The organism is Streptomyces sp. NRRL WC-3618 (genome assembly GCF_001280005.1).
Classification (GTDB): Bacteria; Actinomycetota; Actinomycetes; order Streptomycetales; family Streptomycetaceae; genus Streptomyces.
In genome coordinates this window covers 1-20,797 of sequence record NZ_LGDW01000481.1, presented here as the reverse complement: position 1 = coordinate 20,797, position 20,797 = coordinate 1, and the positions used below count along the sequence as shown (strand labels likewise).

The following is a 20,797-nucleotide window of genomic DNA, read 5'->3' as shown; positions in this document are numbered from 1 at the left end:
GGTGACAGACGCCCGGACCGCGATCGTGGCCGGCCTGCGCCGACTCGGCGAGGAAGGCCGCCCGGCCTCCGAGGCGGCGCGCTGGGCGATGCGGAAAATGCGGGAGACCGGGGAGACCGGGAAGACCGGGGACGACTTCAAGGTCTTCCAGCTCATGGTCCATTTCTTCGGCGCGTACCACGTCCCGGTGGAACGCCTCCGGGAACTGGAACGCTGGGAGGGCCTGGACACCGGCGGCCCCCTCACGGACGCGGAGCTGGACGCCGTCGTCGGCCCGCTCACCGTCCGGGAGACACCGCCGTCCTGACGGTGCGCCGGCGGTAGTACGGAGTCTCAGTGCGGGGCGGTCGGGTCGGGCTGAACCTCCCGCGCGTGCCGCCTCCGCCACACCTCGCGGGGCCTCTCCAGTACGCCCGTAGCCTCGGCGATCGCTCTGGCGGCGGAGGTGTAGACGGCCATTTCGAAGAACGTCCCGAGCATAAATCTCGAGAATCGGAATTCCACGGAGAAAAGGACAGCGACGGCGCAGCAATACAGGGCCGCCCAGAAGCCACGCCACCGGTTGAGCGGGTAGGCGACCAGCGGAACGACCGGCCACGCGTAGACGCATCCCATGAACAGGACGATCACCACTGTGAAAAGGGCTTCCACCTGCTCTCCCCGCCTCTACCAGACGCCGTATTCGTACAGGCCACCGACGGTGAGCAGGGCGGCGGGTCCGAAGATGAGCGCCACCGCGAACACCCAGCCCATTTTCCAGGATGTCCGGTCGGCGACTTTGACACACAGCAGCACGACCGCCGTCAGATAAAAGAACAGCGGGATGAGTACGAGTACCAGGCCAGCTCCCATTCCGTCCCTCCGTTCTCTCCGTCCGGGGATTCCATGAACCGACGCTACGCGGTGGCGGGCGTCACACTGAACCCGGGGCTGGGGCCCACTTCCCGCCCATGACGGTGTGGGTCGGTCCGGCGGCCTGAACCCACGCCGGAAAGCCGTTGTGCATACATGGGTTTTCGCGGGGCAGGCGAGATTGGCGGCGTCGTGCGGGAGGTGTGGGTGAACGGCTTACCTCGGGTGCGAGCGGCCGGTATACGGGAGTTGGGGGGGCGGACGGTTTGCGACCACAGGCGAGTGCCTCGGCAGCGGCGCCGGTCCCGCCGGTCAGCGCGTTGCTGCTGCATCCGCTGTCGGACCGGGCGGGATGGCGGGCGGTCGGCGAGATCACCGCGGCCACGTGTCCGGCCTGGGAGCGGACGCTGGGACAACTGCCCCTTCGCGAGGAGTTCGTGTGCCATCTGGAGTTGTCCGCCGTGACCTTTGTCGATGTCGCCGGAGCCTCGGCCCTGGCGATGGCCGCTCAGGGCCTTTCGACCGGGCGGCGCATCGTGGTCGAGCGGCCGCCGGCCACGCTGCCGAGGCTGCTTGAAATGTTCTGGCCCGACTTGTCCGTGATCGAGGTGGTGGCGCGATGACTGCCACGAAGAACGCTGTGGCGACCTCCGAGTCGTTCGTCCATCCCGCCCTGTTCTACCGGGGCGAGGAGGAGTACCTGGACGGCACGGTGCCCTTCATCCGCGAGGGGCTGAAGTTCGGCCACCCGGTGGCGGTCGCCGTGCCCGGCGCGAACCTGGCCCTGCTCAGGGAGAGCCTGGGCATCGATGCCGCGTCCGTGCGCTTCCTCGACATGACCGACGCGGGCCGCAACCCGGGCCGGATCATCCCGAGGGTGCTGCGCGCCTTCGCCGACGCCCACCCTCAGACACATGTGCGGATCATCGGGGAGCCGATCTGGCCCGGCCGCAGCAGCGTCGAGTACCCGGCGTGCGTCCAGCACGAGGCGCTGATCAACCCCGCCTTCCAGGGCCGGGACGTGACCATCCTGTGCCCGTACGACGCCGAGCGCCTCGCCGAGGAGGTGCTCACCGACGCGTACGCCACCCACCCCGTGATCGTCTCCGGCGGCGGCCTGCGGCCCAGCCCGTCCTACGCTCCCGGGCAGGTGATCGCCGAGTACAACCGGCCGTTCGCGGCGGCACCCGAGGGGGCCGAGCTCCAGCACTTCGGGATCGACGAGCTGCCGTACGTCAGGCACTCAGCCATCGCGCGGGCCGCGGAGCTGGGCCTGTCCGGCGTACGCCTGGACGATCTCGCGCTGGCGGTGGCCGAGCTGACCACCAACAGCGTGGTGCACGGCGGCGGTTCGGGCAGCCTGCGGATCTGGGCGGAGGAGTCACAACTGGTGTGCGAGGTCCGGGACGGCGGGCAACTGAACGACCCGCTCGCCGGCCGCCGCCCCGCCTCCCGGGACCAGCGAGGCGGGCGGGGCCTGCTGCTGGTGCACACCGTCGTGGACCTGGTCCGGATTCACACGGGCCCGGAGGGTACGGCCATTCGCTTCTACCTCGGCCGTTAGGCGACCGCTCGGCGCCGCGTCCTCGGGCGGCCGCCGGCTGCGCCGCCCCCGTCGGTCCGTACCGGGACGACCACCCGTCAGGAGGTGACGTTCCAGTTGAGGGTGCCGCTCCAGTTGAGCTTCGTCTCGCTGAGGTCCGCGACAGCCGCCAGGCAGAAGACCGTGCCGGACCTGAAGTCGGAGCCGATCAGGTGCCGCCGTCCGTCGCCTACCTCCACGTCCGAGCCCTGCACGGAGCGGTTGTCGCACTTGTACCACTTGACCTTCATGGCCACGCCGGGCGTGTTGGTGACCTGGAGATAGATGTTCGAACCGCTGGCCGTGATCGTCCGCGCGGTCCCGTAGTACGTGTAGCTCCCGCCGACCTGGCCGGAAACGTTGCCGGAGGAGGCGTAGGCCGGCCCGGCGGCGAGGGCGAGCGCACCGGCCAGGGCCGCTCCGGTGACGAGGACCTTCCGCTTGTCGCCAGAGAACTTCAGCATGGTTGCGAGACTTCCTGTGGAGGTGGGTTGCCGATGTAGAAGCAGACGTACGAGTTCGAGCAGCCGTCTGAGGAGGAGCCGGTGGCTGACGCAGCCGCCACCGGACCAGCGGGGGCCGAGAGGCCCCCGCGGGCAGCGCGACGGCAGCTGATCAGAAGCCGCCCGTGCACTCGGTCTGGTCGTTGTTGTCCCAAGTTGCGCACGCCCAGGCCGTCACATCCTTGTCGTTGATCATCACGCTGAAGAAGGTGCCGCCGCCAGAGGGGCCGTTGGTCGTGTACTTCTTGCCCTGGCTGTTCTTGATCTCGAGCTTCGAGTCCCTGGGGGCGTTGGGGAAACGACCCCAAGCGGCCCGGCAGGACGGGCTGTAGCGCAGTTCCACGCCACGGATTGCGCCGTCCTTCACAGTGCGGGCGTCGTTCTGGCAGACGGTGTTGGCCGGGTTGAGGCCGTTACACGTGGAGCCGAGGCAACTGGTGGCGGCGGAGGCGGCCGGGGCGCCGAGCAGGCCGCCGGCGACCAGGGCCGCCGCGGTCACGGCGACGGACAGCTTCGACTTCGTACTGGACTTCACGAGATCTCCTCGACGGCAGGGCTGAAGGGGTTGCAACGGGTCAGGTGGTGGAGCCGGAGCGGGGTGGCTCAGGCGCTGGCCGCGCTGGTGCAGGCTGCGGAGCCGCCGCAGAAGGTGATGTCGAAGTGGTTGCTCTCGCGGGCGTAGACGTTGCCGGCCGAGGAGCGCCAGCGGGCCGCACCGTCGCTGCGGGTGGAGATCTGCGTGAAGCTGGAGTGGATGTAGTTGCTGATGCAGGTGTTCGGGTTGATGTCCGCCTTGTAGCCGTTCCAGTGGCTGTAGGTGCCGTCGGCGTGGCCGTCCTCGGTGCCGCCGGTGACGTTGATCGCGCAGTCGCTGGCGCTCTTGAGGGTCTTCAGTCCATCCACCGTGGCCTGGTTGATCTGGCTGTACGAGGTGCAGGTGCTGTTCGAGCGGGTGGTACAGCCTCCGCTGGAGGAGTGCGTGACGCCGGCCGCACTGAGCTGGGATGCCGCGGCGGACTGCGACAACTTGGTGACGGCGAAGGCGTTGCCGGGCAGAGCGAGGACGACTGCGGCGGCGATAGCTCCGGCGCCGAGGGCGGTGCGGCGCATGTTGATACGCATGATGGTCTCCTTATCGAGATCGAGAAAAATCGGGTGGATGTGGGCACGCGGGTGCCTCGGGGGATTTCACTCGGGCAGAGGCAGGGCCTGAGCGAACGTCCTGGGACGCCGCCGGCGAGCCGAGCCCGATGTGTGGTGCCGCGCAGCAGGCCTGGACAGCGCGACTGGGAGCGAGAACACGCTCTTCGAGACTGGACGTAGGTGGATTCGCGCCAGCTTCAGGAGGCCGATTCGGCCAGTTGCTCCGCCATCGGTACAGCGGGCTGTCCAGGTTCTGACGTCGCGAGGGTGGTGCGCTTTCGTACGTTCATGAATCGGCCTCCTTCCTGTGAGGACGATGCGGGGTTGACCGCGCCGTCGGCTTTCACCCCAGAGAGTGCTGGTCAATCTGGATCCGGGCCAGTGAGGCCGCCCCGTTGGGACATCGTGGGACGTCCCGCGCATTGACCTGCTGGGATGTCCGGCGTGATGCGGCATCGCTGGGACGCCCGCCCCCTCGTGGGCACATGGCTGCCGACACGGGTGCGCGCTTCGGCCTGGCCACAGAGCCCGCGCGAGGTGTACTAACAGGGCATGGGGCGGGAGCCCTGGGGGGTTTCTGACGGGTATTGGGGTGGGGCGTGTCTCGATGGAAGGAACTGCCGGACTCTCTGGATCAGAGAGTCCGGCAACTCGTGGTGCAGTTGCGGAGGTTGAAGGACCGCAGCGGGCTGAGCCTGGACGCACTCGCGGTCAAGACCGGATACAGCCGCTCGTCGTGGGATCGCTACCTCAATGGGAAGGCGCTGCCGCCACAGCACGCGGTGGAGGAGCTGGCGCGTGCGGCGGGGGCGGATCCGGTCCGGCTGCTGGTGTTGCACGAGGTGGCGGAGGAAGCGTGGCCGCAGCGGAACGCGCCGTCCTCGCCGGCCGGTGCGGAGGATGGCGGCGATCAGGGAACGCGGGGCGAGGCGGTTGTCGAGCGTTCCGGCGCGGCCGAGGGCTCCGCGGTGCCGGCTGAGGGGCCCGGGGACTTGGCGGAAGGGCCCGTGGTGCTGGGGGCTGGGCGCACGGTGTCGGGGGCTGGGGAGCCGCCGGGGGTGCGCAGGCCCGTCGCCCTCGCTGCCGTGGTGGTCGCCGCGCTCGTGGGGATGGCTGCCGGAATGCTGATCGCCGCTCCCTGGGGCGATGACGACGGCGGGGGCGACAGGGTGCAGACGGCGCTGGATGGCCCCCAGCCCAGCAGTACCGCCAAAACCACCAGCGTCAAGAGCACCACCAGCGATACCGAGGGGCCGGGCTGGTACGTCTTCGAGCCGGGCAAGTCGTACTCCTGCAAGGTCCGTCGGGCCGGCGCGGCAGGCGGAGAGCTGGTGGCCGGATACAGCGCGACGCGCACCGCCGTCCTTGCCGGACCGGGCTGGGAGGTGGTGGAGGCCCAGTGCCTGCTGGCCCATCACCACATGGAGCCGGGCATCGTCGACGGGGTCTACGGACAGCAGACCATCGCGGCCGTGGTACGTATGCAGAAGAAGGCCGGGCTGCCGGCGGACGGCATCGTGGGCCCGCACACCTGGCAGGCGCTGCGCGGATGACCGGCCCCGCACCGGAGTGCGTGACACTGGCCGAGGGGCTCCGCGAGATGAGGTCGCGGACGGGCCTGAGCCTGGCGGCGCTGGCCGAGCGCACGGCGTACAGCAAGTCGTCCTGGGAGCGCTATCTCAACGGGAAGAAGCCGGTGCCCCGGCAGGCCGTCGAGGTGCTGTGCGCGATGGCGGGGGAGCCGGCCGGGCGGCTGCTCGCGCTGTGGGAACTGGCGGACACCGAGTGGAGCGGGCGCGCCCGGCACACCCGCCCCCCTACCCAGCCCGCGCCCACGTCCCCGCCCACGTCCCCGCTCACGTCCTCGCCCGCGTCCGCCCTGGTCCCCGCAGGTGCTGTGGGCGCCACGGGCGTCCACCGGAGGGTTCTGCGTCAGGGGCTGTTCATCGCCGGTGTGGGTGTGGTCGCAGTGGCGATGTTGGCGGCGCAGTCTCTGCGGAGCCACGGCGCCGCCGGAAGCCCGACGGGCCTGGCTTCCCCCACGCTGGATCCCGTCCCCGGATGCCAGGGGGAGGCGTGTGACGGGAAGGATCCCAAACCGATGGCCTGCGGACTGCCCGGCCGGGTGGACTCGCTCGGTCCTCCGCACCGCACCAGCACCGGTACGGAGGTGGAGATCCGGTACAGCAAGGTGTGCGCTGCCTCGTGGGGCCGGATCTGGCATTCGAAGGTCGGGGACATGATCGAGGTCTCGGCCCCCGGCACCCGTCCGCGTCGAGTCGTCATCAGAAGCACCGCGGATACGGACGCCTACCGCTTCACGCCGATGATCGGCGGCTCGAACCGGACCGGCCTACGACTGTGCTTCACACCGGCCGGCGCCACGGGCTGGGAGTGCTTCGACTCCTGACGGTGCGTTTCTCGGGCTGGGCCCTGCACCCGCGGCGGAGCGAGGCCCCCGCGTCGTCGCGGGGGCCCATCCCGGCCGTCCACACCTCGCCTTGCTCCGGCACTGCCACCCGCAGCCGTACGCGCTCACCACTCTCACCCGGCCCAGACGACCGCCTGCACCTCCCCGTACGCGTGCAGCGCGTACGAGCCCACATCGCGCCCCACTCCGCTCCGCTTGAACCCGCCGAAGGGTGCCTCCATGTTCCGGCCGACGGTGTTCACGCCGACCCCGCCCGCCCGCAGGCGCCGGGCGACACGGAACGCGCGGGCCACGTCGCCCGACCAGACGTAGTCGATGAGGCCGTACTCGCTGTCGTTGGCCAGCGCGACGCCCTCCTCCTCGTCGTCGAAGGGGATGACGGTCACCACCGGGCCGAAGATCTCCTCCCGGGCCACCCGCATGTCGTTCGTGCAGTCGGCCAGCAGCGTCGGGGCGACATAGAACCCCCGGTCGTACGGCGGGCGTTCGCCACCCGCGACGACCACCGCGCCCTCCTTGCGCCCCAGTTCGACGTACGCCTCGACCCGGTCCCGATGCGCCCCCGAGATCACCGGCCCGACCACCGTTCCCTCCGCGCGCGGATCACCCACCTTCAAGTGCCGGGCGTACGCCGCCAGTTGCTCCACCACCTGCCCGTACACGCCCCGCTGCGCCAGCACCCGTGTCGGTGCCGTGCAGATCTGGCCGCTGTAGAAGGAGAACGTCGTGCCGATGCCCGCGACCGCCGAGCGGACGTCCGCGTCGTCGAAGACGAGGGCCGCGCCCTTCCCGCCCAGCTCCATCAACTGGCGTTTCATGCCCCGGCCGCACACCTCGGCGATCCGCTGCCCGACCGCCGTCGAGCCGGTGAAGCTGACCATGTCGACGTCCGGGGAGTCGACGACCGCCTCCCCCACCTCGGCCCGCGTCCCGCTGACCACGTTGACGACACCCGGCGGCGCGCCCGCCGCCTCCAGCGCCTCCGCCATCCGGTACACCGACAGCGGGTCCTGCGGAGCGGGCTTCACGACCACCGTGTTGCCCATCGCCAGGGCGGGCGCGATCTTGCCGGCCGGGTTGGCCCACGGGTTGTTGTACGAGGTGACGCAGGCGACCACACCCACCGGCTGGCGTATCGCCAGCGCGCCCATCACCGCGGCCTTCCCGAACGGTCCCCCCTCGTTGACCTGCGGCGGGATCGCCCACTCGGCCGGCTCGACCGTCGCGTACCGGCGGAAACGGGCCGCGCCGATGCCCACCTGCATCCCGCGCGCCGTCCCCGTCGTGGCGCCGGTCTCCGCCTGGGCGAGCGCGGCGTACGGCACCAGGTTGCGCTGGATGATGTCCGCGGCACGGGCCAGGACAGCGGCGCGTTCCTCCGGTGAGGTGCGCGACCACGGCCCGAAGGCCTCGCGGGCCGCCGCGGCGGCGGCGTACGCCTGATCGCGCGAGGCCTCGGGCGCGCGCCCGACGACGTCCTCCGTCGCCGGGTCGATCACCTCGTAGTGCCCGTCGGCCGGTTCCACCCACGAACCGCCGACGAACAGCCGCTGTCCGTCGCTCACTTGGTGCTCACCGTGGCCGTGTCCCGGCCCGAGCGAAGCACTGTGCCGGGTACCGCACCCGTCACCGTGTCGTCCCGGATCACCTCAACTCCGTTCACCCACACAGCCGTTACCCCGATCGCCTTCGCGTCGAGACGTGGGCTGTCCCCCGGCAGGTCGTGCACCAGGGTGGCCTTGTCGGCGGCGATCCGCTCCGGGTCGAAGAGGACCAGGTCCGCGTGGAAGCCCTCCTGGACGCGCCCGCGCTCCCGGAGGCCGAACAGCCGCGCCGGGTCGTCGGTCAGCATCTGTACCGCCCGCTCCAGCGGCACGAGCTTGCGCCCGCGCAGACAGTCGCCGAGGAAACGGGTCGTGTACGGGGCACCGCACATCCGGTCCAGGTGCGCGCCGGCGTCGGAGCCGCCGAGCAGCACGTCCTCGTGGCGCCAGGTCTCGGCGCGCAGCGTCCAGGACGCCGGGTCGTTGTCGGTGGGCATGGGCCACAGGACCGTACGCAGGTTGTCGGCGACGCAGATCTCGACGAGGCAGCTGAAGGGGTCGATGCCGCGTTCGGCGGCGATGTCCTGCACCACCCGCCCCGTCAGTCCCTCGTTCGCCGCGCTGTAGGTGTCCCCGATGACATACCGCCCGAAGTCCGTCAGCCGCCTGAAGACGCCCGCCTCCTCGCTCTGCCCCCGGCGGACCAGCTCCGCCCGCACCGCCGGGTCGCCGAGCCGGATGATGCGCTCGGGGATCGGAAGCCCCAGCACGGGCCCCCAGCCGGGGATCAGGTTCAGCGCGCAGAAGGTGCCGAGGGACATGTTCATGGGCGTGAGGATGGGCATGGTGAGGGCGACGATGCGGCCACCCGCCTTTCGGGCGCGCTCACTTGCCTCCAGCTGGCGGGGTACGCGGGCCGGTACGGACGAGTCGATGGTGAGGACGTTCCAGTTCAGGGGGCGCCCGGCCGCCGCGCTCATCTCGACGAACAGATCGATCTCGGCGTCGCTGAACTGGTCGAGGCATCCGGCGACGATCGCCTCGATCTGGGTGCCCTCGTGCTCGCCAACAGCCCTGGAGAGAGCGATGAGTTCGGCGGGCAGCGCGTGCCGGGACGCCACCGGCTTGCCGTCGCCGTCGGAGTGCGAGGACGACTGGGTGGTGGAGAATCCCCAGGCGCCGGCGTCCATGGCCTCGTGCAACAGCCCGAGCATGGCGTCGAGTTGCTGCTGCGTCGGCTGACCGCCCACCGCGTCCGGCCCCATCACGTACCGCCGTAGCGCGCAATGGCCCACCATGAAACCGGCGTTGACGGCGATCCGCCCCTCCAGCGCGTCCAGGTACTCCCCGAAGCTGTTCCAGCTCCAGGGCGCCCCCTCCTCCAGCGCGACCAGGGACATCCCCTCGACCTTGGACATCATCCGCCGCGTGTAGTCGGCGTCGTCCGGCCGCTTCGGATTCAACGGAGCAAGCGTGAAGCCGCAGTTGCCGGCGGCGACGGTCGTCACGCCGTGGTTGAGGGAGGGAGTCGCGTACGGGTCCCAGAAGAGCTGGGCGTCGTAGTGCGTGTGCGGATCGACGAACCCGGGCGCGAGGACGAGCCCGGAGGCGTCTTCGATCGTCCGGGCGTCCTCGGCCACGGCGGCACCGATGACGGCGATACGACCGTCACGCAGCCCCACATCGGCGACGTAAGCGGGCGCGCCGGTCCCGTCGACGACGGTGACGCCCCTGATCAGATGGTCAAGCATGGCTGCACCTCTATCCCTGACGTCCACACGGAGGCGCCCCAAAGGGGCGCGGGGAACTGCGCGATCAGCCACAGACCGCCCCGCAGACGCGAACGGCCCGCGGCTCCAAGGCGATCAGGCGCCCTGCCGGAAACGGGACGTCCTGTGCACAGGATCCGTGTCGATCTTCGGAATCACATGCTCACCGACCAACCGGATCGTCTGAAGCGTGTCCTCCCGGGAGATCCCGATCGGCATGCCGAAGCTCAGCTGATCGGCCCCGGCCTGCTCCCACCGCTTGCACTGCGTCAGCACCTCGTCCGGGTCACCGCAGATCAACAGCTCCTCGGCGATGAGGAGTTCGATGATCTCCTCGTTGAACTCGGGCAGCGTCTCCGGCCACACCGGGAACCCCTCGGGACGCGGGAAGGTGTCGTGGTACCGGAAGAGCAGTGACTGCAGATAGTGCAGCCCGCCGCCCGCCGCGATCCGTACCGCCTCCGCGTGCGTCGGCGCGCAGATCGCCGTGGACGTCACCATCACGTTGTCGTTGACGTAGTCCCCGACCGGCTCGGCGTCCACGATCGCCGTCTTGTACTGCTCCAGCACCCACTCCATGTCGGAGACCTTCTGCACGCTGAACCCGAGAACCCCGAGCCCCTTGCGGGCGGCCATGGCGTACGAGGGAGGCGAGCCGGCGGCGTACCACATCGCGGGGTGCGAGGGCCCGTACGGCTTGGGCAGGACCTTGCGCGGCGGCAGCGACCAGTGTTTGCCCTGGAAGCCGACGTACTCGTCCTGCGTCCACATCTTGAGGAACTCGGCGATCGTCTCCTCCCACAGCTCCTTGGTGTGGTTCATGTCGGTGATGCCGGACATGAAGCCGAGGATCTCGTGGGAGCCGGCGCCCCGGCCGGAGCCGAACTCGAAGCGGTTGCCGGTGAGATGGTCGAGCATGGCGACCTTCTCGGCCACCTTCACCGGGTGGTTGACCGGGGCGAGCGGGTTGAAGATGCCGGAGCCGAGGTGGATGCGCTCGGTGGCGTGGGCGAGGTAGCCGAGGTAGACGTCGCTGGCCGAGATGTGCGAGTACTCCTCCAGGAAGTGGTGCTCGGACACCCAGGCGTACTTGAAGTTCGACTTGTCCGCCTGGATGACGTACTCAGTCTCCTCCATCAGCGCCTTGTGCTCCGCGAGCGGATCGGTCTCGGCCCGCTTGCCCACGTATCCCTGTACAAAGAGCCCGAATTCCAAGGAGGTTCACCGTCCCCAGTCCAAGTCTACCGTTTCTGACGTACCGTCAGATGCGTTGTCGACTGTCGCACCGGTGGCCTGGAGCGTCAATAGCTGACGGCCCGTCAGGACAGCAACCCGGGTACTGGGCGTCGATGCCGGGGCGGGCAGGTCAGAAGGCGCTCACCCCCGCCAGCCAGCCACCGTCGATCACGAACGGCTGGCCCGTGATGTACGACGAGTCCTCCGAGGTGAGGAACAGGGCGAGGCGCGCCACCTCGTCCGGGCGGCCGATCCGGCCTAGGGGTACGAGCTTGCGGTACAGCTTGGCCATGCCCTGCGCGGAGCTCTCCGCGTCCGCCGCCGGGTCCAGTGCCGCCGGGTTGGACATCGCGGTGTCGATCGCGCCCGGACACACGGCGTTGACCCGTATCCTCCGGCGCGCCAGCTCCAGTGCGGCGACCCGGGTGAGGCCGACGATGGCGTGCTTGCTCGCCGCGTACGCCCCGACCGCCGCCATGCCGGTCAGCCCGGTGTACGAGGCGGTGTTGACGATCGTCCCGCCGCCTGCGTCGGCGATGCGCGGCGCGACCGTCCTGATCCCGAGGAAGCAGCCGACCTGGTTGACCTGAACGACCTGCATGAACTCGTCGAGGGGCGTGTCGACGAGGGTGTTGAAGCGCAGGATGCCGGCGTTGTTGACCAGCCCGTCGATCCGGCCGTACGCCTTCTCGGCGGCGGCGACGACCGCCTGCCACCCCGCCTCCTCGCGCACGTCGAGATGGACGTACAGCGCGCCCAACTCCTTGGCGAGAGCCTCCCCTTGGTCGTCGAGCACATCCGCTACGACCACCCGCGCGCCCTCCGCGACGAAGAGCCGGGCCTCCTGCTCCCCCTGACCGCGTGCCGCGCCGGTGACGATGACCACCCGTCCGTCGAGCTTGCCCATGCGGAACCCCTTCACAGCGTTCACATCGGTGGAGGCCAGCATCGTAGCGCCGAGTCTGACGATGCGTCAGATAGTGCGCGTGTGTGTGCGAGAGCACACCCCAAGTAACCGAGGAGTAGGGATATTTGACCCTGTGCCGATCTAAGGGTGGCGTCAATAATCCTTCACGACCAAGTAAAACGAAGATCAAGCTTTCCCAGGGACGGAGCGACATGGCCAAGAGGCGTCTGAAGAACAAGAAGGTCCGGTTCGTGGCGGTCGCATCGGCACTCGCCACCGGCGGGGCGATCATCACCCTCCTTCCGTCGGCGAACGCAGCCGAGGAGAGGACTCCCGAGCAGGTCATCCAGATGTGCGAGAGGTCGAAGGTGGTCAACGGAAAACAGAGGTCGGTGGAGGATTTCGGGGCCTCCTTCGGGGATGGCTTCCAGGCGGACAACTGCGACTACGTCGAGACCAACTTCGAGTCGTTCGACGGCCCCACGGAGAAGGCCTCCATCGACTTTCCGAACTGTGAGCCGAACGCCACCGAAGCGGCGAAGGTGTCGATCACCTGGAAGGCCACCGTGGCCCAGGGATCCGGTAAGTACACCGCGACCCAGCAGGGCGCCGGCGGCGGGCTCTTCGGATTTCTGAGCGGGTCCTGGCTCAAGCACAAGGGAACGTCCGACATGACCGTCAAATCGGTGACCGCCGGCGACACGGAGAACCGTGAGGTTCCGGTCGGCAAGGTCCTGCACATGGAGTTCACGCCGAAAATGCAGCGCATGACCGGAGAATGGCGGGTGCGAGTCAACGCCAATCCGGGAAGCTTCGCCGTGAACCCCTCACCGGAGAAGAACTTCGTCGCGTCGGAGCTCGTCGAAGGTCCCGCCATCCTGCCGGGCGCCGCCGGGGCGCCGGGCATCGCGGACGGGGTGGCCAAGCCCGTCCTGACCGACTGCTGAGGACCGGCCCCCCCCCATCCAGCTGCGGAAACGCAGTCAACTCCCCTCTTCCACGCAAGCTTTCCCGCAAGCATTCCCGCAAGGAGACGCACCATGACTCGCACCGGCCGCAAGGGAAATCACCGGAGCAAGAAGAAGCGCATCGTCATCGCCATGGCACCGCTGGTGGCCATCGCGGTGGCCATTCCGCTGATGAACCAGGCGGGTGCCGCCACCCCCTCCGAAGTGACCAAAGACTGCGCGGAGAACTCGGACAAGCTCGACAACTGCGAATTCGTCGACGTCCAGTTCAGGAACAACAGTCTCGGCCCCAATCAGCGCGTTTCCACCGTGACCGACAACTGCGGTTCCACGAGCGCCCTCTCGAAGAGTTTCAGCGTGTCCGCCTCGGTGTCGAGGTCCATCACACTGGAGGACGGGTTCACCGCATCCGCCGACTCGAAACTGGGAAACTCGTTCTTCGAGATCGGTGCCAAGTTCAACACCACGGAGATCAATCTCAAACGTGACGACAAGGGAACCGGCTTCGACTTCTCCCGGACCGACACCGTGAAACCCAACCACATCGGTTTCTTCATGTGGGCGGAGAAGCGGACCGACGTCAGCGGATTCCTCAGGGCCACGTACAAGGAAGAGCAGAACGGCCAGAAAGTGTTCTTCTCGCCTAGTGAGGGCGGCACGAGTGTGCACGTCTTCTATCCGCAGCTCCTGAAGAGCGGCTCCCCCGACGGCCGGCTCTGGCTGCGCAACGTCGAGTGCGGAACTCCGCAGGCCAACGGAATCCAGAACTCGGAGAACAGTGTCAGGGCAGAACCCGGATTCGGCGAGGGCGGCGCGAGTGTCACGGACGTGGATATCCCGGTGACGGAGATTCCCGCGCCGTAGCGATATCCGAGAGGAGCGGCAGCGGATACGGCGACACCGGTTGTTCTCATAAGCGAACGATCGGGGTCGCCCCCAGCCATCTCAGCACCGCGTCCGTACTCCCCCGGGCGTTCAGCTTGGCGTAGATGTTGCTGAGGTTGTTGCGGACCGTCTTCTCGCTCAGCGTCAGCCGCAGCCCGATCTCCTGGGCGCCCAGACCGGTCGACAGCAGCTCCATGATCTGCCGCTCGCGCGGCGAGAGCAGACTCCGCAGCCGCTCCATCGCCGTCCCCGCGCCGGAAGCGCCCCCCGTCCCCTCCCCGGACACTCGCTGGACGCCCTCGCGCAGGGCGGCGCACGCGATCGGCGAGAGGTAGGTGTGCCCGACCGTGGCCGCCATGACCGCCGAGGCCAGCATGCAGGTGCAGTAGTCGCCCTCGACCAGGTATCCGGCCCCGCCCCGGAACACCTCCACGACGGTCTCGGTGTCCCGCCGGGGACTGACGACGATCACCGGAACGCTCACACCCCCCATCGCCCTCAGCAGCACCGGGAACTCGGTCGCCGGTTCCTCGCAGCGCAGGACGACGACGTCCACGGCGCCTTCCTCGCGCAGCTCACGGTAGGGCGGCGCCACACGCGACGCCCGCCCCACGTGCGGGTCGTCGGGGGCCGGCCATCCCTCGTCCGGCCACTCACCCTCGGCGCAGGCGAGGGCGACGGCCACCCTGGGCAGCGGTGCGGGTGACGACGCAGGGGAGGGCGCCGGGGAGGACCTCGAAGAGGCCGTCGGGGAGGACGGAGGCATGGGTGAGCAGTGAGCGACGAGCCGGGAAGTGCGCACCGTGCATGTCCTTCCGCCGGAACCGTGACGTCCGTACGTTCATACGTACGCGCCCCAGCATGGACATGTTCAAAACTTATAAGAGAACCAGTCAGGCTGTCAGACAGGTTGCCTCCCGGGCCGCTCTACAGAAGTGGGCCCACCTCGTCCCCGAACTGCCTTATCTGGTCGATGAGTTCGGTACGACTCCGACTCCGGAAGCGCACCTGGATCTGGTCCACACCCATCGCGCCGTACGCCCGCAGCGACTCGGCGAGGGCCTCCGGCGCCCCGCTGAGCGTCCGCCGCCCGACATCCCAGCCCGGCTCGCTCACGTACAGCGGCTCGGTGATGGCGCCGATGGTGAACGGCCCCTCGACGCCGGCCTCTTCGCGCAGCTGCCTGATCCGGGCGATCTGGTCCGGGAGCCGGTCGCGCGGGTCGCCCTGCGGGAGCCAGCCGTCGCCCTTGAGGGCGGCGCGGCGTACGGCGGCGGGGGACGAGCCGCCGACCCAGAGGGGTACATGTACCTGCGTGGGCCGTGGACGCTGGCCGAGGCCCTCGAAGTCGTACAACTTCCCGTGATGCTCGGGGAATTCGTCCGGACCGAGCGCGGCACGCAACGCGTCGATCGTCTCGTCGAGCACGGCACCCCGGCGCTCGAAGTCGACCCCCAGCGCCTCGAACTCCTCCTGTACGTGGCCTGCCCCGACCCCGAGGATCAGGCGCCCGCCGGAAAGGTGGTCGAGGGTGGCGTACTGCTTGGCGGTGAGGAGGGGGTGGCGCAGGCCCACGACGGCGACATGGCTGAGGAGCCGGACGCGTTCCGTGACGGCGGCGAGGTGGGCGAGGGTGGCGACGGGGTCGTACCAGACGGTGCTCATCGCAGGGGCGAGGCGGCGGGGGATCGCGACGTGGTCGCAGGTCGCGAGGTAGGCGAAGCCGGAGAGGTCCGCGGCGCGGGCTATGTCGAGGAGGTCGGCGGGGGTGGCCGAGGATTCCCAGGGTTCGGTGTAGAGGGTGGACTGGGACTGGATGGGGAGTTGCATGCCGTACGTCATGGGCGCGTCCCTTTCCCTGCCTGGAACCGATCTGATCTGACGGTCCGTCAATTCGGGCCGCAGTGGTCATCGTTACGGCTGCCGCGTCGCGAGGCAAGGGGTCGCCGGCCTTCCCTGCCCGCCCCTGCCGCCCCTATCCGTCCCATCCCGTCCCGGCACGAGTTCGGTGCTCGGCTTGTGCCGGGTGGTCCGCTGGGCGGCGCGGTCCGAGATCAGGCTGGCGACGGCCCGGTGGGTGGCTGCGTAGTGTTCACGGCGTCCGAGGAAGCGTCGGCGGGCAGGGACGGCGTTCCTGCTCCGTAGCAGGAACGCTGAAATCGCATCCAAGAACGCCTCCGGCGGCGCGCGGTGGATCAGTGGCCAACCGGGATGGTGACCGTGTGCTACTTGGCCAAGCCCCAGCGAAAAACACCACCACGGTCAGCGCCTCGGAGGACTGAGCCGCACGGCCTGGCCTAGGGTTTCAACCGACCACGTCATTACAGGTGGTCGGCGAGTTTGGCGAGGAAGTCGGCGTTGGCGGTCACGTCGTGGCCGAGGACGACCTGGTGGTGCGGAAGGGCGGCCAGGTGTTCGGCGACGGTGGCCCGGGCCAGGTCGCTGCCACCGCCGTCGATGCCGTGGGCGAGGCCGAAGTGGTCCGGGTAACGGTCCTCGGTGGCGCCGGACATGAAGTCGCTCTCGCCGAGAGTCCGCTCACCGTCGACCAGGGCCGGGACGGTGGCCGGGTCGATGCGGGGGAACAGCAGCGCGGTGCCCAGAGTGCGGATGACGGGCCCGTTGGCCACCGCACCGCCCATCCGCACGTCGGTGGCACGGGTGTTGGTGAACGAGGCCCGCGCGGCGACGACCACGGCGTGACAGCCGATCAGGTCCGCCACCCGGCGGGCTTCGGGCTGCACGGGCGAGGCGGTGCTCTGGCGCATGTCGTCGAGGTCGGCGACCAAGGCCACCGCCCGATCCGGCGTGCGGGAGACGACCAGCAGCCGTTCACAGATGCCGGAGGCCACGAGGGTGGTGGCGACCGCTTGCCCGACAGCTCCGGCGCCCACGACACCGACCGAGCCCACAGGCCCCGGCCTCACGCGGCGACCGCCTGAGCCAGGCCGAGTGCGCTTTCCCACACGGCGCGCGCATCGGCGCCGGCCGCCAGCTCCGAGCTGAGCTGATCGGCCATCCGGCACAGGTCGACGGCCCGGCCGACGAGCGCGCTGCCCCGACCGGGCAGCGGCAGCGTGCCGGGCGCGGACAGGTACGTGGTGAGGATGTTGACGCTGTCCATCAGCCACAGCACCAGCAGCTCCTGCAGCCACGTCCGCGCCACGGCGAAGGCGCTGACCCCGTCCATGGCCTGCTGGCCCGTCTCGACACCGGGCCGGGCAGCGGCCAGCAGCAGCACGGTACGGCTGATCAGCCTCGCGGCATCCACGACGGGAGGGGCGAGCAGCAGGCCGGGGTCGATGAACACCGGCTGACCGGAGTTTCCTTCGGGGAAGACCACGTGCTCGGGCTTGAGGTCCCCGTACGCCAGCACCCTCCGGCTCGCCTGCTGGGGCAGCCCCGTGGCCTGGAGCCGGTGCAGTCGGACCACGACGTCGCGCAGCAGGCCGACGACCAGGGCGCGGTCGTCGGGCGCGCAGCGTTCGGCCCCGAGCCGTTCCACGTAGGTGGGGCCGCTCAGTCCGTTGAACTTGCGCTGGAAGGTTCCCCGGATGCTGCGCTCCCCGATGACCCGGGCCGGGCCGAGCAGCCGGGCTGCGGACGGGTGGTGAAGCTGCCGCAGTTCGCCGAACGTGCTGCTGAGGAGATCGGCCGCATCGTGCGGACGCTGCAGGAGCAGGTCGGCCAGGGTCGGGCCGGTCACCGACTCGGTGAACAGCACCCCTCGCGCGAGTCCGGCCACGGCGCAGACCCGGGGAGAGTCCTGCTGGGCCAGGAGCCGCAACTGCGCGGCCTCCCGGTCCATCAGCGCGCCGGGACGCTGCACGTACGCCTGCTGCGCCGCCCGGACCGCCGGCCAGGGGCCGCAGGCGCCCCGCAGCAGCGAGACCAGCGACACCGGGAAGGCGTACTTGGCGTACAGGATGCGCCCGTCCACGCGGATCCGGCGCACGTAGCCGGTGACGCTCGGGACGTGGACTCCGAGGTCGACGTCGGCGCGCGGCCACAGGTCGGCGGCAGCGGCAGCGATCTCCCGGACGGCGAAGGTGAACACCTCGTCGGCGTCCGGGACGGGGGGAACGTGTTCGGGCGATGCGCTCACGGCTGTGGTGCTCACGTACGCCTCCAACGGCAGTGGATGGGAAACCCGCCCGGGGCACCGGATGGGCTGGCGCATGAGGAGGAGCTCCCGGCAGGCCAGTTGAGGAGCGGCCCACCTGCCGGGAGCCCCCGCGCACCCGAGCCCACAGGGACAGGGCATCGGGTGTCTCGGGGAGAGATGGTCAGGAAGTCCGCCGTACGAGGCGCGGGCGTTCGCCGTATCGGTCGGGGTGCTGCTCGGCGCGGTCGGCCAGTCCGCCGACGCGAAGCTCCGGGCTGGTCCCGGGCGCGGCATCCGGCACCGAGACCGCAAGCGGGACGGCCGTTGCCCGGTGGGCCAGCACCATCGCGAGCGGAGCCAGACCCAGCGCGGCCAGGACCAACACGGCGCGGCCAGGACGCCACGGCCGCGCGTGGGCGCCGCTCACTGCTCCCCCTTGGGGTGCGTGTCCGACGTGAGGGGCGCCGGGTTGGCGAGCGAGCCCGGGTCCGTGGTCCACTCCATCCCGCCGCCCGCCGGCAGCAGCCATGCCACCGGGCGTGACTGGTCGACGTCCGGAGCGATGGCCCGCAGGATGCCCCGACGACCGGTCGCGGTGTCCTCGACAGCCCGGCCGATCCAGGGGTGGTCGCGATGCAGCAGGTCTCGCACGGCGCTCACTTGACCTCACCGCCGCCCGTGGCCAGCGGCTCCCAGGAGTACCGCACCTGTACGCCGCGGTCCTGCAACCAGCTGATCTCGCGGTGCCTCAGCTCGTGTGAGGGCTCCGGGGCGATGCACGCGGGCCACCGGACGATCACCACGCCGACCGCGCCGGACTCCGCCAGCTCCCGCACCCGCGTCCATCCCTCGCGGTGGCAAGGGTCCGGTTCGCCGTACGGGTCCGTGACCACTTCTGTGATCGTCAGCCCGCGCGCCTCGGCGAATTCGTGCCCTTCGGCCTCGGCGCGGTCGGCCGCCAGCGTGGGGGTGAGCTTGCTTCGCTCGGCGCACACGTACAGCACCGCCATGTCGAGGTCAGGGCGGGAGGTGGCTGTAGAGGTCGTCTCCCGGGTGTCTGGCTGTCTGGTCATCGTGGTGGGCCTCTTCGTCGTCCTGGGCGCCCGGTCCGCCCCCTCGGGGTCGGAGGGGCGGACCGGGCAGTCGACGGCCGTACGGGTTCGATCACCGAACGGCCGGTAATCACTCAACTCCCCTGCGCGACCCCGGGTAAGGGAGCAGAGTGGAAGCACGGTTGAACTGGTTGAACGCACCTGGGGGTCATTGATGGCACGTCGACCGCGAACACCGAACGCAGCCCTTGCGGCCCTGATGCGGTCAGGAGGAATCGGAAACGCGCAGCTCGCACGGCGGGTGAACGCCGCCGGCCGCGAACTGGGGCTCCGCATGCACTACGACAAGACGAGCGTGTCCCACTGGCTCGCCGGATCCGTCCCGAAACCCGAGGCGCGGCCCGCCGTCACCGAGGCGCTCTCATGGCTGCTCGGACGGCCCGTAACGTGCGCGGAGGTCGGCTGGGAGACCGAGGAGAACCCGGCCGGAGAGCGCGACTTCGTGGCAGGAGTGATCGACCTGAGCCGGGCAGACATGGATCCCACACGCCGGGGAGTGCTGAAGACCGGAATGTACGCCGCGGCGCTGGCCGTGCCGCGGTACGAGGACGTGGCGGGGAGGTTGGAGTCAGTGACGGCTGGGCGGACGGTGCACATCGGCCGCTCCGACGTCGAGACCGTCCGCACCATGACCGACAAGGTCGCCGACATCCTCGACCAGGTCGGGGCAGGCCACGCCCGTCCGATGGCCGCCGCCTTCCTCGTCAACACCGCCGGCCCCTACCTGCGCGCGAGCGGAACGGACGAGGTGCAACGCGACATGAGGGCCGCCGTCGCGGACTTCGTGTATCTCACGGGCTGGATGGCCATGTACGAAGACCAGCAGGGCCTGGGCCAGACGTACTACCTGCGCGCCCTCGAGCTCGCGGGTGCCGCCGAGGACCACGTCACGTACTGCCGCACCCTGCGTGGCATGAGCCTGCAGGCGACGCATCTTGGCCACGGCAAGAAGGGCCTGGAACTCGCCGACGCCGCCGCCGAGGCCGCGCCCTCCGCAGGCCCGCGCCTGGTGGCCTTCCTGCGCGGCCAGCAGGCCGCCGCCGCAGCGATGACCAACGCCCGCACGACCGCACTGGCCAGGCTCCATGAGGCGGAGAGCGCACTGTCCCGCGCCGACGACCGACGCGATGCCGTAGGCGGATACGACCAGGCCGCCTACTTCTTCCACGAGGCACACGTGCGCTGGCACCTCGGCGACAAGGAGGGCTCCATCGCCTCTTTGCGCCGTTCGAACACCGCCCGCTCCCCGCTGGAGCGGCAAGGCCGCCTGCACTGCCTCGGCGTGACCGCCGAACGGCAGTTCCGCATGCGGCACATCGAAGCCGCCTGCCAGACCTGGACAACCTTCCTGGACGAGCATGTGACGATCTCCTCTGCCCGAGGAGACGACCACCTGAAAACGATGCTCAAGGCCCTCCCCGCCTACCGGCGCGTCGCCGGAGCACGGGAGCTGGAAGAACGAGCCAGGCACGTCGCCGCTCTCAAGACAGCCTGACGTCTTACATCACGGCGCTCACCCCGACATCGGTACGGGGTGAGCGCCGCCGCACGTCACGCCCTGTTCGGCCGCCGACGTTCCCCCGGTGTGACGACGCGAACGATGCCCCGCCCGTGCCCCCTTCCGCCCGGCGGGACGCCACCCCGGGAAGTGCTCCCACCAACGGGCTGGAGGTGAGGGCCTGTGCCGGCGGGTGCCGGGCGGCACCGAGAAGTTCGGGCTCCGCCCCCGAACGCCGTCTCACCCCCCGGTCAACAGGAAC

24 protein-coding genes and 2 pseudogenes are annotated in these 20,797 nt (G+C 69.8%); 8 read left to right on the top strand and 18 right to left on the bottom strand.

Annotation, left to right across the window (positions count from 1 at the left end):
* Nucleotide 1: 1 nt before the first annotated feature.
* On the top strand, nt 2-307 hold the full coding sequence (locus ADL01_RS37805) for a hypothetical protein (RefSeq protein ID WP_053746596.1): 306 nt from the start codon (nt 2-4) through the stop codon (nt 305-307).
* 26 nt (nt 308-333) lie between these two features.
* Here ADL01_RS37805 and ADL01_RS37800 read toward each other — a convergent pair whose 3' ends face one another.
* The gene (locus ADL01_RS37800; protein WP_053746595.1) at nt 334-651 is read right to left on the bottom strand and encodes a hypothetical protein; all 318 of its coding nucleotides are present in this window, start codon (nt 649-651) and stop codon (nt 334-336) included.
* 15 nt (nt 652-666) lie between these two features.
* Entirely contained in the window at nt 667-852 is a 186-nt protein-coding gene (locus ADL01_RS37795) for a hypothetical protein (protein WP_053746594.1), read from the bottom strand.
* Between the two features lie 320 nt (nt 853-1,172).
* Between ADL01_RS37795 and ADL01_RS37790 the strand changes: the two genes are divergently transcribed.
* On the top strand, nt 1,173-1,475 hold the full coding sequence (locus tag ADL01_RS37790) for an STAS domain-containing protein (RefSeq protein WP_420719781.1): 303 nt from the start codon (nt 1,173-1,175) through the stop codon (nt 1,473-1,475).
* Nucleotides 1,472-2,416, top strand: a complete 945-nt coding sequence (locus ADL01_RS37785) for an anti-sigma factor RsbA family regulatory protein (protein WP_053746592.1) — start codon at nt 1,472-1,474, stop codon at nt 2,414-2,416. Before ADL01_RS37790 ends, ADL01_RS37785 begins: the two co-directional genes overlap by 4 nt.
* A gap of 77 nt (nt 2,417-2,493) precedes the next feature.
* On the opposite strand, the gene ADL01_RS37780 is transcribed toward ADL01_RS37785, so the two are convergent.
* From ADL01_RS37780 to ADL01_RS37770, 3 genes are all read right to left on the bottom strand, one after another.
* Nucleotides 2,494-2,898, bottom strand: coding sequence for a hypothetical protein (locus ADL01_RS37780; RefSeq protein WP_053746591.1), 405 nt, complete (start codon nt 2,896-2,898; stop codon nt 2,494-2,496).
* Between the two features lie 151 nt (nt 2,899-3,049).
* Nucleotides 3,050-3,472 carry a DUF2690 domain-containing protein gene (locus ADL01_RS37775; RefSeq protein WP_234354941.1) on the bottom strand — a complete coding sequence of 141 codons (423 nt, stop codon included), beginning with the start codon at nt 3,470-3,472 and terminating at the stop codon, nt 3,050-3,052.
* Between the two features lie 68 nt (nt 3,473-3,540).
* Complete coding sequence (locus ADL01_RS37770) at nt 3,541-4,059, bottom strand: hypothetical protein (protein ID WP_053746590.1); 519 nt, start codon at nt 4,057-4,059, stop codon at nt 3,541-3,543.
* 692 nt (nt 4,060-4,751) lie between these two features.
* Between ADL01_RS37770 and ADL01_RS37765 the strand changes: the two genes are divergently transcribed.
* Both ADL01_RS37765 and ADL01_RS37760 read left to right on the top strand, forming a co-directional pair.
* Nucleotides 4,752-5,633: a peptidoglycan-binding protein gene (locus ADL01_RS37765; RefSeq protein WP_234354940.1), complete on the top strand. Its 882-nt coding sequence runs from the start codon at nt 4,752-4,754 to the stop codon at nt 5,631-5,633.
* On the top strand, nt 5,630-6,490 hold the full coding sequence (locus ADL01_RS37760) for a helix-turn-helix domain-containing protein (RefSeq protein WP_053746589.1): 861 nt from the start codon (nt 5,630-5,632) through the stop codon (nt 6,488-6,490). The genes ADL01_RS37765 and ADL01_RS37760 overlap by 4 nt, the downstream gene beginning before the upstream one ends.
* A 134-nt stretch (nt 6,491-6,624) precedes the next feature.
* Here the strand turns inward: ADL01_RS37760 and ADL01_RS37755 are convergent, their stop codons facing one another.
* From ADL01_RS37755 to ADL01_RS37740, 4 genes are all read right to left on the bottom strand, one after another.
* Complete coding sequence (locus ADL01_RS37755) at nt 6,625-8,076, bottom strand: aldehyde dehydrogenase family protein (protein ID WP_053746588.1); 1,452 nt, start codon at nt 8,074-8,076, stop codon at nt 6,625-6,627.
* Entirely contained in the window at nt 8,073-9,806 is a 1,734-nt protein-coding gene (locus tag ADL01_RS37750; protein ID WP_053746587.1) for an N-acyl-D-amino-acid deacylase family protein, read from the bottom strand. The genes ADL01_RS37755 and ADL01_RS37750 overlap by 4 nt, the downstream gene beginning before the upstream one ends.
* Nucleotides 9,807-9,920: 114 nt before the next feature.
* Nucleotides 9,921-11,039: an LLM class flavin-dependent oxidoreductase gene (locus ADL01_RS37745; RefSeq protein ID WP_078961012.1), complete on the bottom strand. Its 1,119-nt coding sequence runs from the start codon at nt 11,037-11,039 to the stop codon at nt 9,921-9,923.
* 151 nt (nt 11,040-11,190) lie between these two features.
* Nucleotides 11,191-11,967 (bottom strand): SDR family NAD(P)-dependent oxidoreductase, encoded by a 777-nt coding sequence (locus tag ADL01_RS37740; RefSeq protein ID WP_053746612.1) that lies wholly within the window; start codon nt 11,965-11,967, stop codon nt 11,191-11,193.
* A 212-nt stretch (nt 11,968-12,179) separates the two neighbouring features.
* On the opposite strand from ADL01_RS37740, the gene ADL01_RS37735 reads away from it, so the two are divergent.
* Together ADL01_RS37735 and ADL01_RS37730 are read left to right on the top strand one after the other, a co-directional pair.
* A complete protein-coding gene (locus ADL01_RS37735; protein WP_199835065.1) occupies nt 12,180-12,914 on the top strand; it encodes a hypothetical protein in 735 nt (244 codons plus the stop codon).
* Nucleotides 12,915-13,007: 93 nt separating this feature from the next.
* A complete protein-coding gene (locus ADL01_RS37730; RefSeq protein WP_053746585.1) occupies nt 13,008-13,799 on the top strand; it encodes a hypothetical protein in 792 nt (263 codons plus the stop codon).
* A gap of 46 nt (nt 13,800-13,845) precedes the next feature.
* On the opposite strand, the gene ADL01_RS37725 is transcribed toward ADL01_RS37730, so the two are convergent.
* From ADL01_RS37725 to ADL01_RS37695, 9 genes and pseudogenes are all read right to left on the bottom strand, one after another.
* Complete coding sequence (locus tag ADL01_RS37725; protein WP_420719780.1) at nt 13,846-14,505, bottom strand: LuxR C-terminal-related transcriptional regulator; 660 nt, start codon at nt 14,503-14,505, stop codon at nt 13,846-13,848.
* Nucleotides 14,474-14,689 carry a hypothetical protein gene (locus ADL01_RS47000; RefSeq protein ID WP_234354939.1) on the bottom strand — a complete coding sequence of 72 codons (216 nt, stop codon included), beginning with the start codon at nt 14,687-14,689 and terminating at the stop codon, nt 14,474-14,476. The genes ADL01_RS37725 and ADL01_RS47000 overlap by 32 nt, the downstream gene beginning before the upstream one ends.
* A 58-nt stretch (nt 14,690-14,747) precedes the next feature.
* The gene (locus ADL01_RS37720; protein ID WP_053746584.1) at nt 14,748-15,662 is read right to left on the bottom strand and encodes an LLM class F420-dependent oxidoreductase; all 915 of its coding nucleotides are present in this window, start codon (nt 15,660-15,662) and stop codon (nt 14,748-14,750) included.
* A gap of 479 nt (nt 15,663-16,141) precedes the next feature.
* Nucleotides 16,142-16,414, bottom strand: a pseudogene (locus tag ADL01_RS45570) (hypothetical protein); the annotation flags it as partial.
* A gap of 153 nt (nt 16,415-16,567) precedes the next feature.
* Nucleotides 16,568-16,714 (bottom strand): annotated as a pseudogene (locus ADL01_RS47350) (NAD(P)-binding domain-containing protein); the annotation flags it as partial.
* A 29-nt stretch (nt 16,715-16,743) separates the two neighbouring features.
* Nucleotides 16,744-17,940, bottom strand: a complete 1,197-nt coding sequence (locus tag ADL01_RS37710) for a phosphotransferase (RefSeq protein WP_234354938.1) — start codon at nt 17,938-17,940, stop codon at nt 16,744-16,746.
* Nucleotides 17,941-18,106: 166 nt separating this feature from the next.
* Nucleotides 18,107-18,352, bottom strand: a complete 246-nt coding sequence (locus tag ADL01_RS37705) for a hypothetical protein (protein ID WP_053746583.1) — start codon at nt 18,350-18,352, stop codon at nt 18,107-18,109.
* Complete coding sequence (locus ADL01_RS37700) at nt 18,349-18,585, bottom strand: hypothetical protein (protein ID WP_053746582.1); 237 nt, start codon at nt 18,583-18,585, stop codon at nt 18,349-18,351. Before ADL01_RS37700 ends, ADL01_RS37705 begins: the two co-directional genes overlap by 4 nt.
* Entirely contained in the window at nt 18,582-18,998 is a 417-nt protein-coding gene (locus ADL01_RS37695) for a hypothetical protein (RefSeq protein ID WP_053746581.1), read from the bottom strand. The genes ADL01_RS37700 and ADL01_RS37695 overlap by 4 nt, the downstream gene beginning before the upstream one ends.
* Nucleotides 18,999-19,191: 193 nt before the next feature.
* On the opposite strand from ADL01_RS37695, the gene ADL01_RS37690 reads away from it, so the two are divergent.
* A complete protein-coding gene (locus ADL01_RS37690; protein ID WP_053746580.1) occupies nt 19,192-20,532 on the top strand; it encodes a hypothetical protein in 1,341 nt (446 codons plus the stop codon).
* The last annotated feature ends 265 nt before the right edge of the window (nt 20,533-20,797 follow it).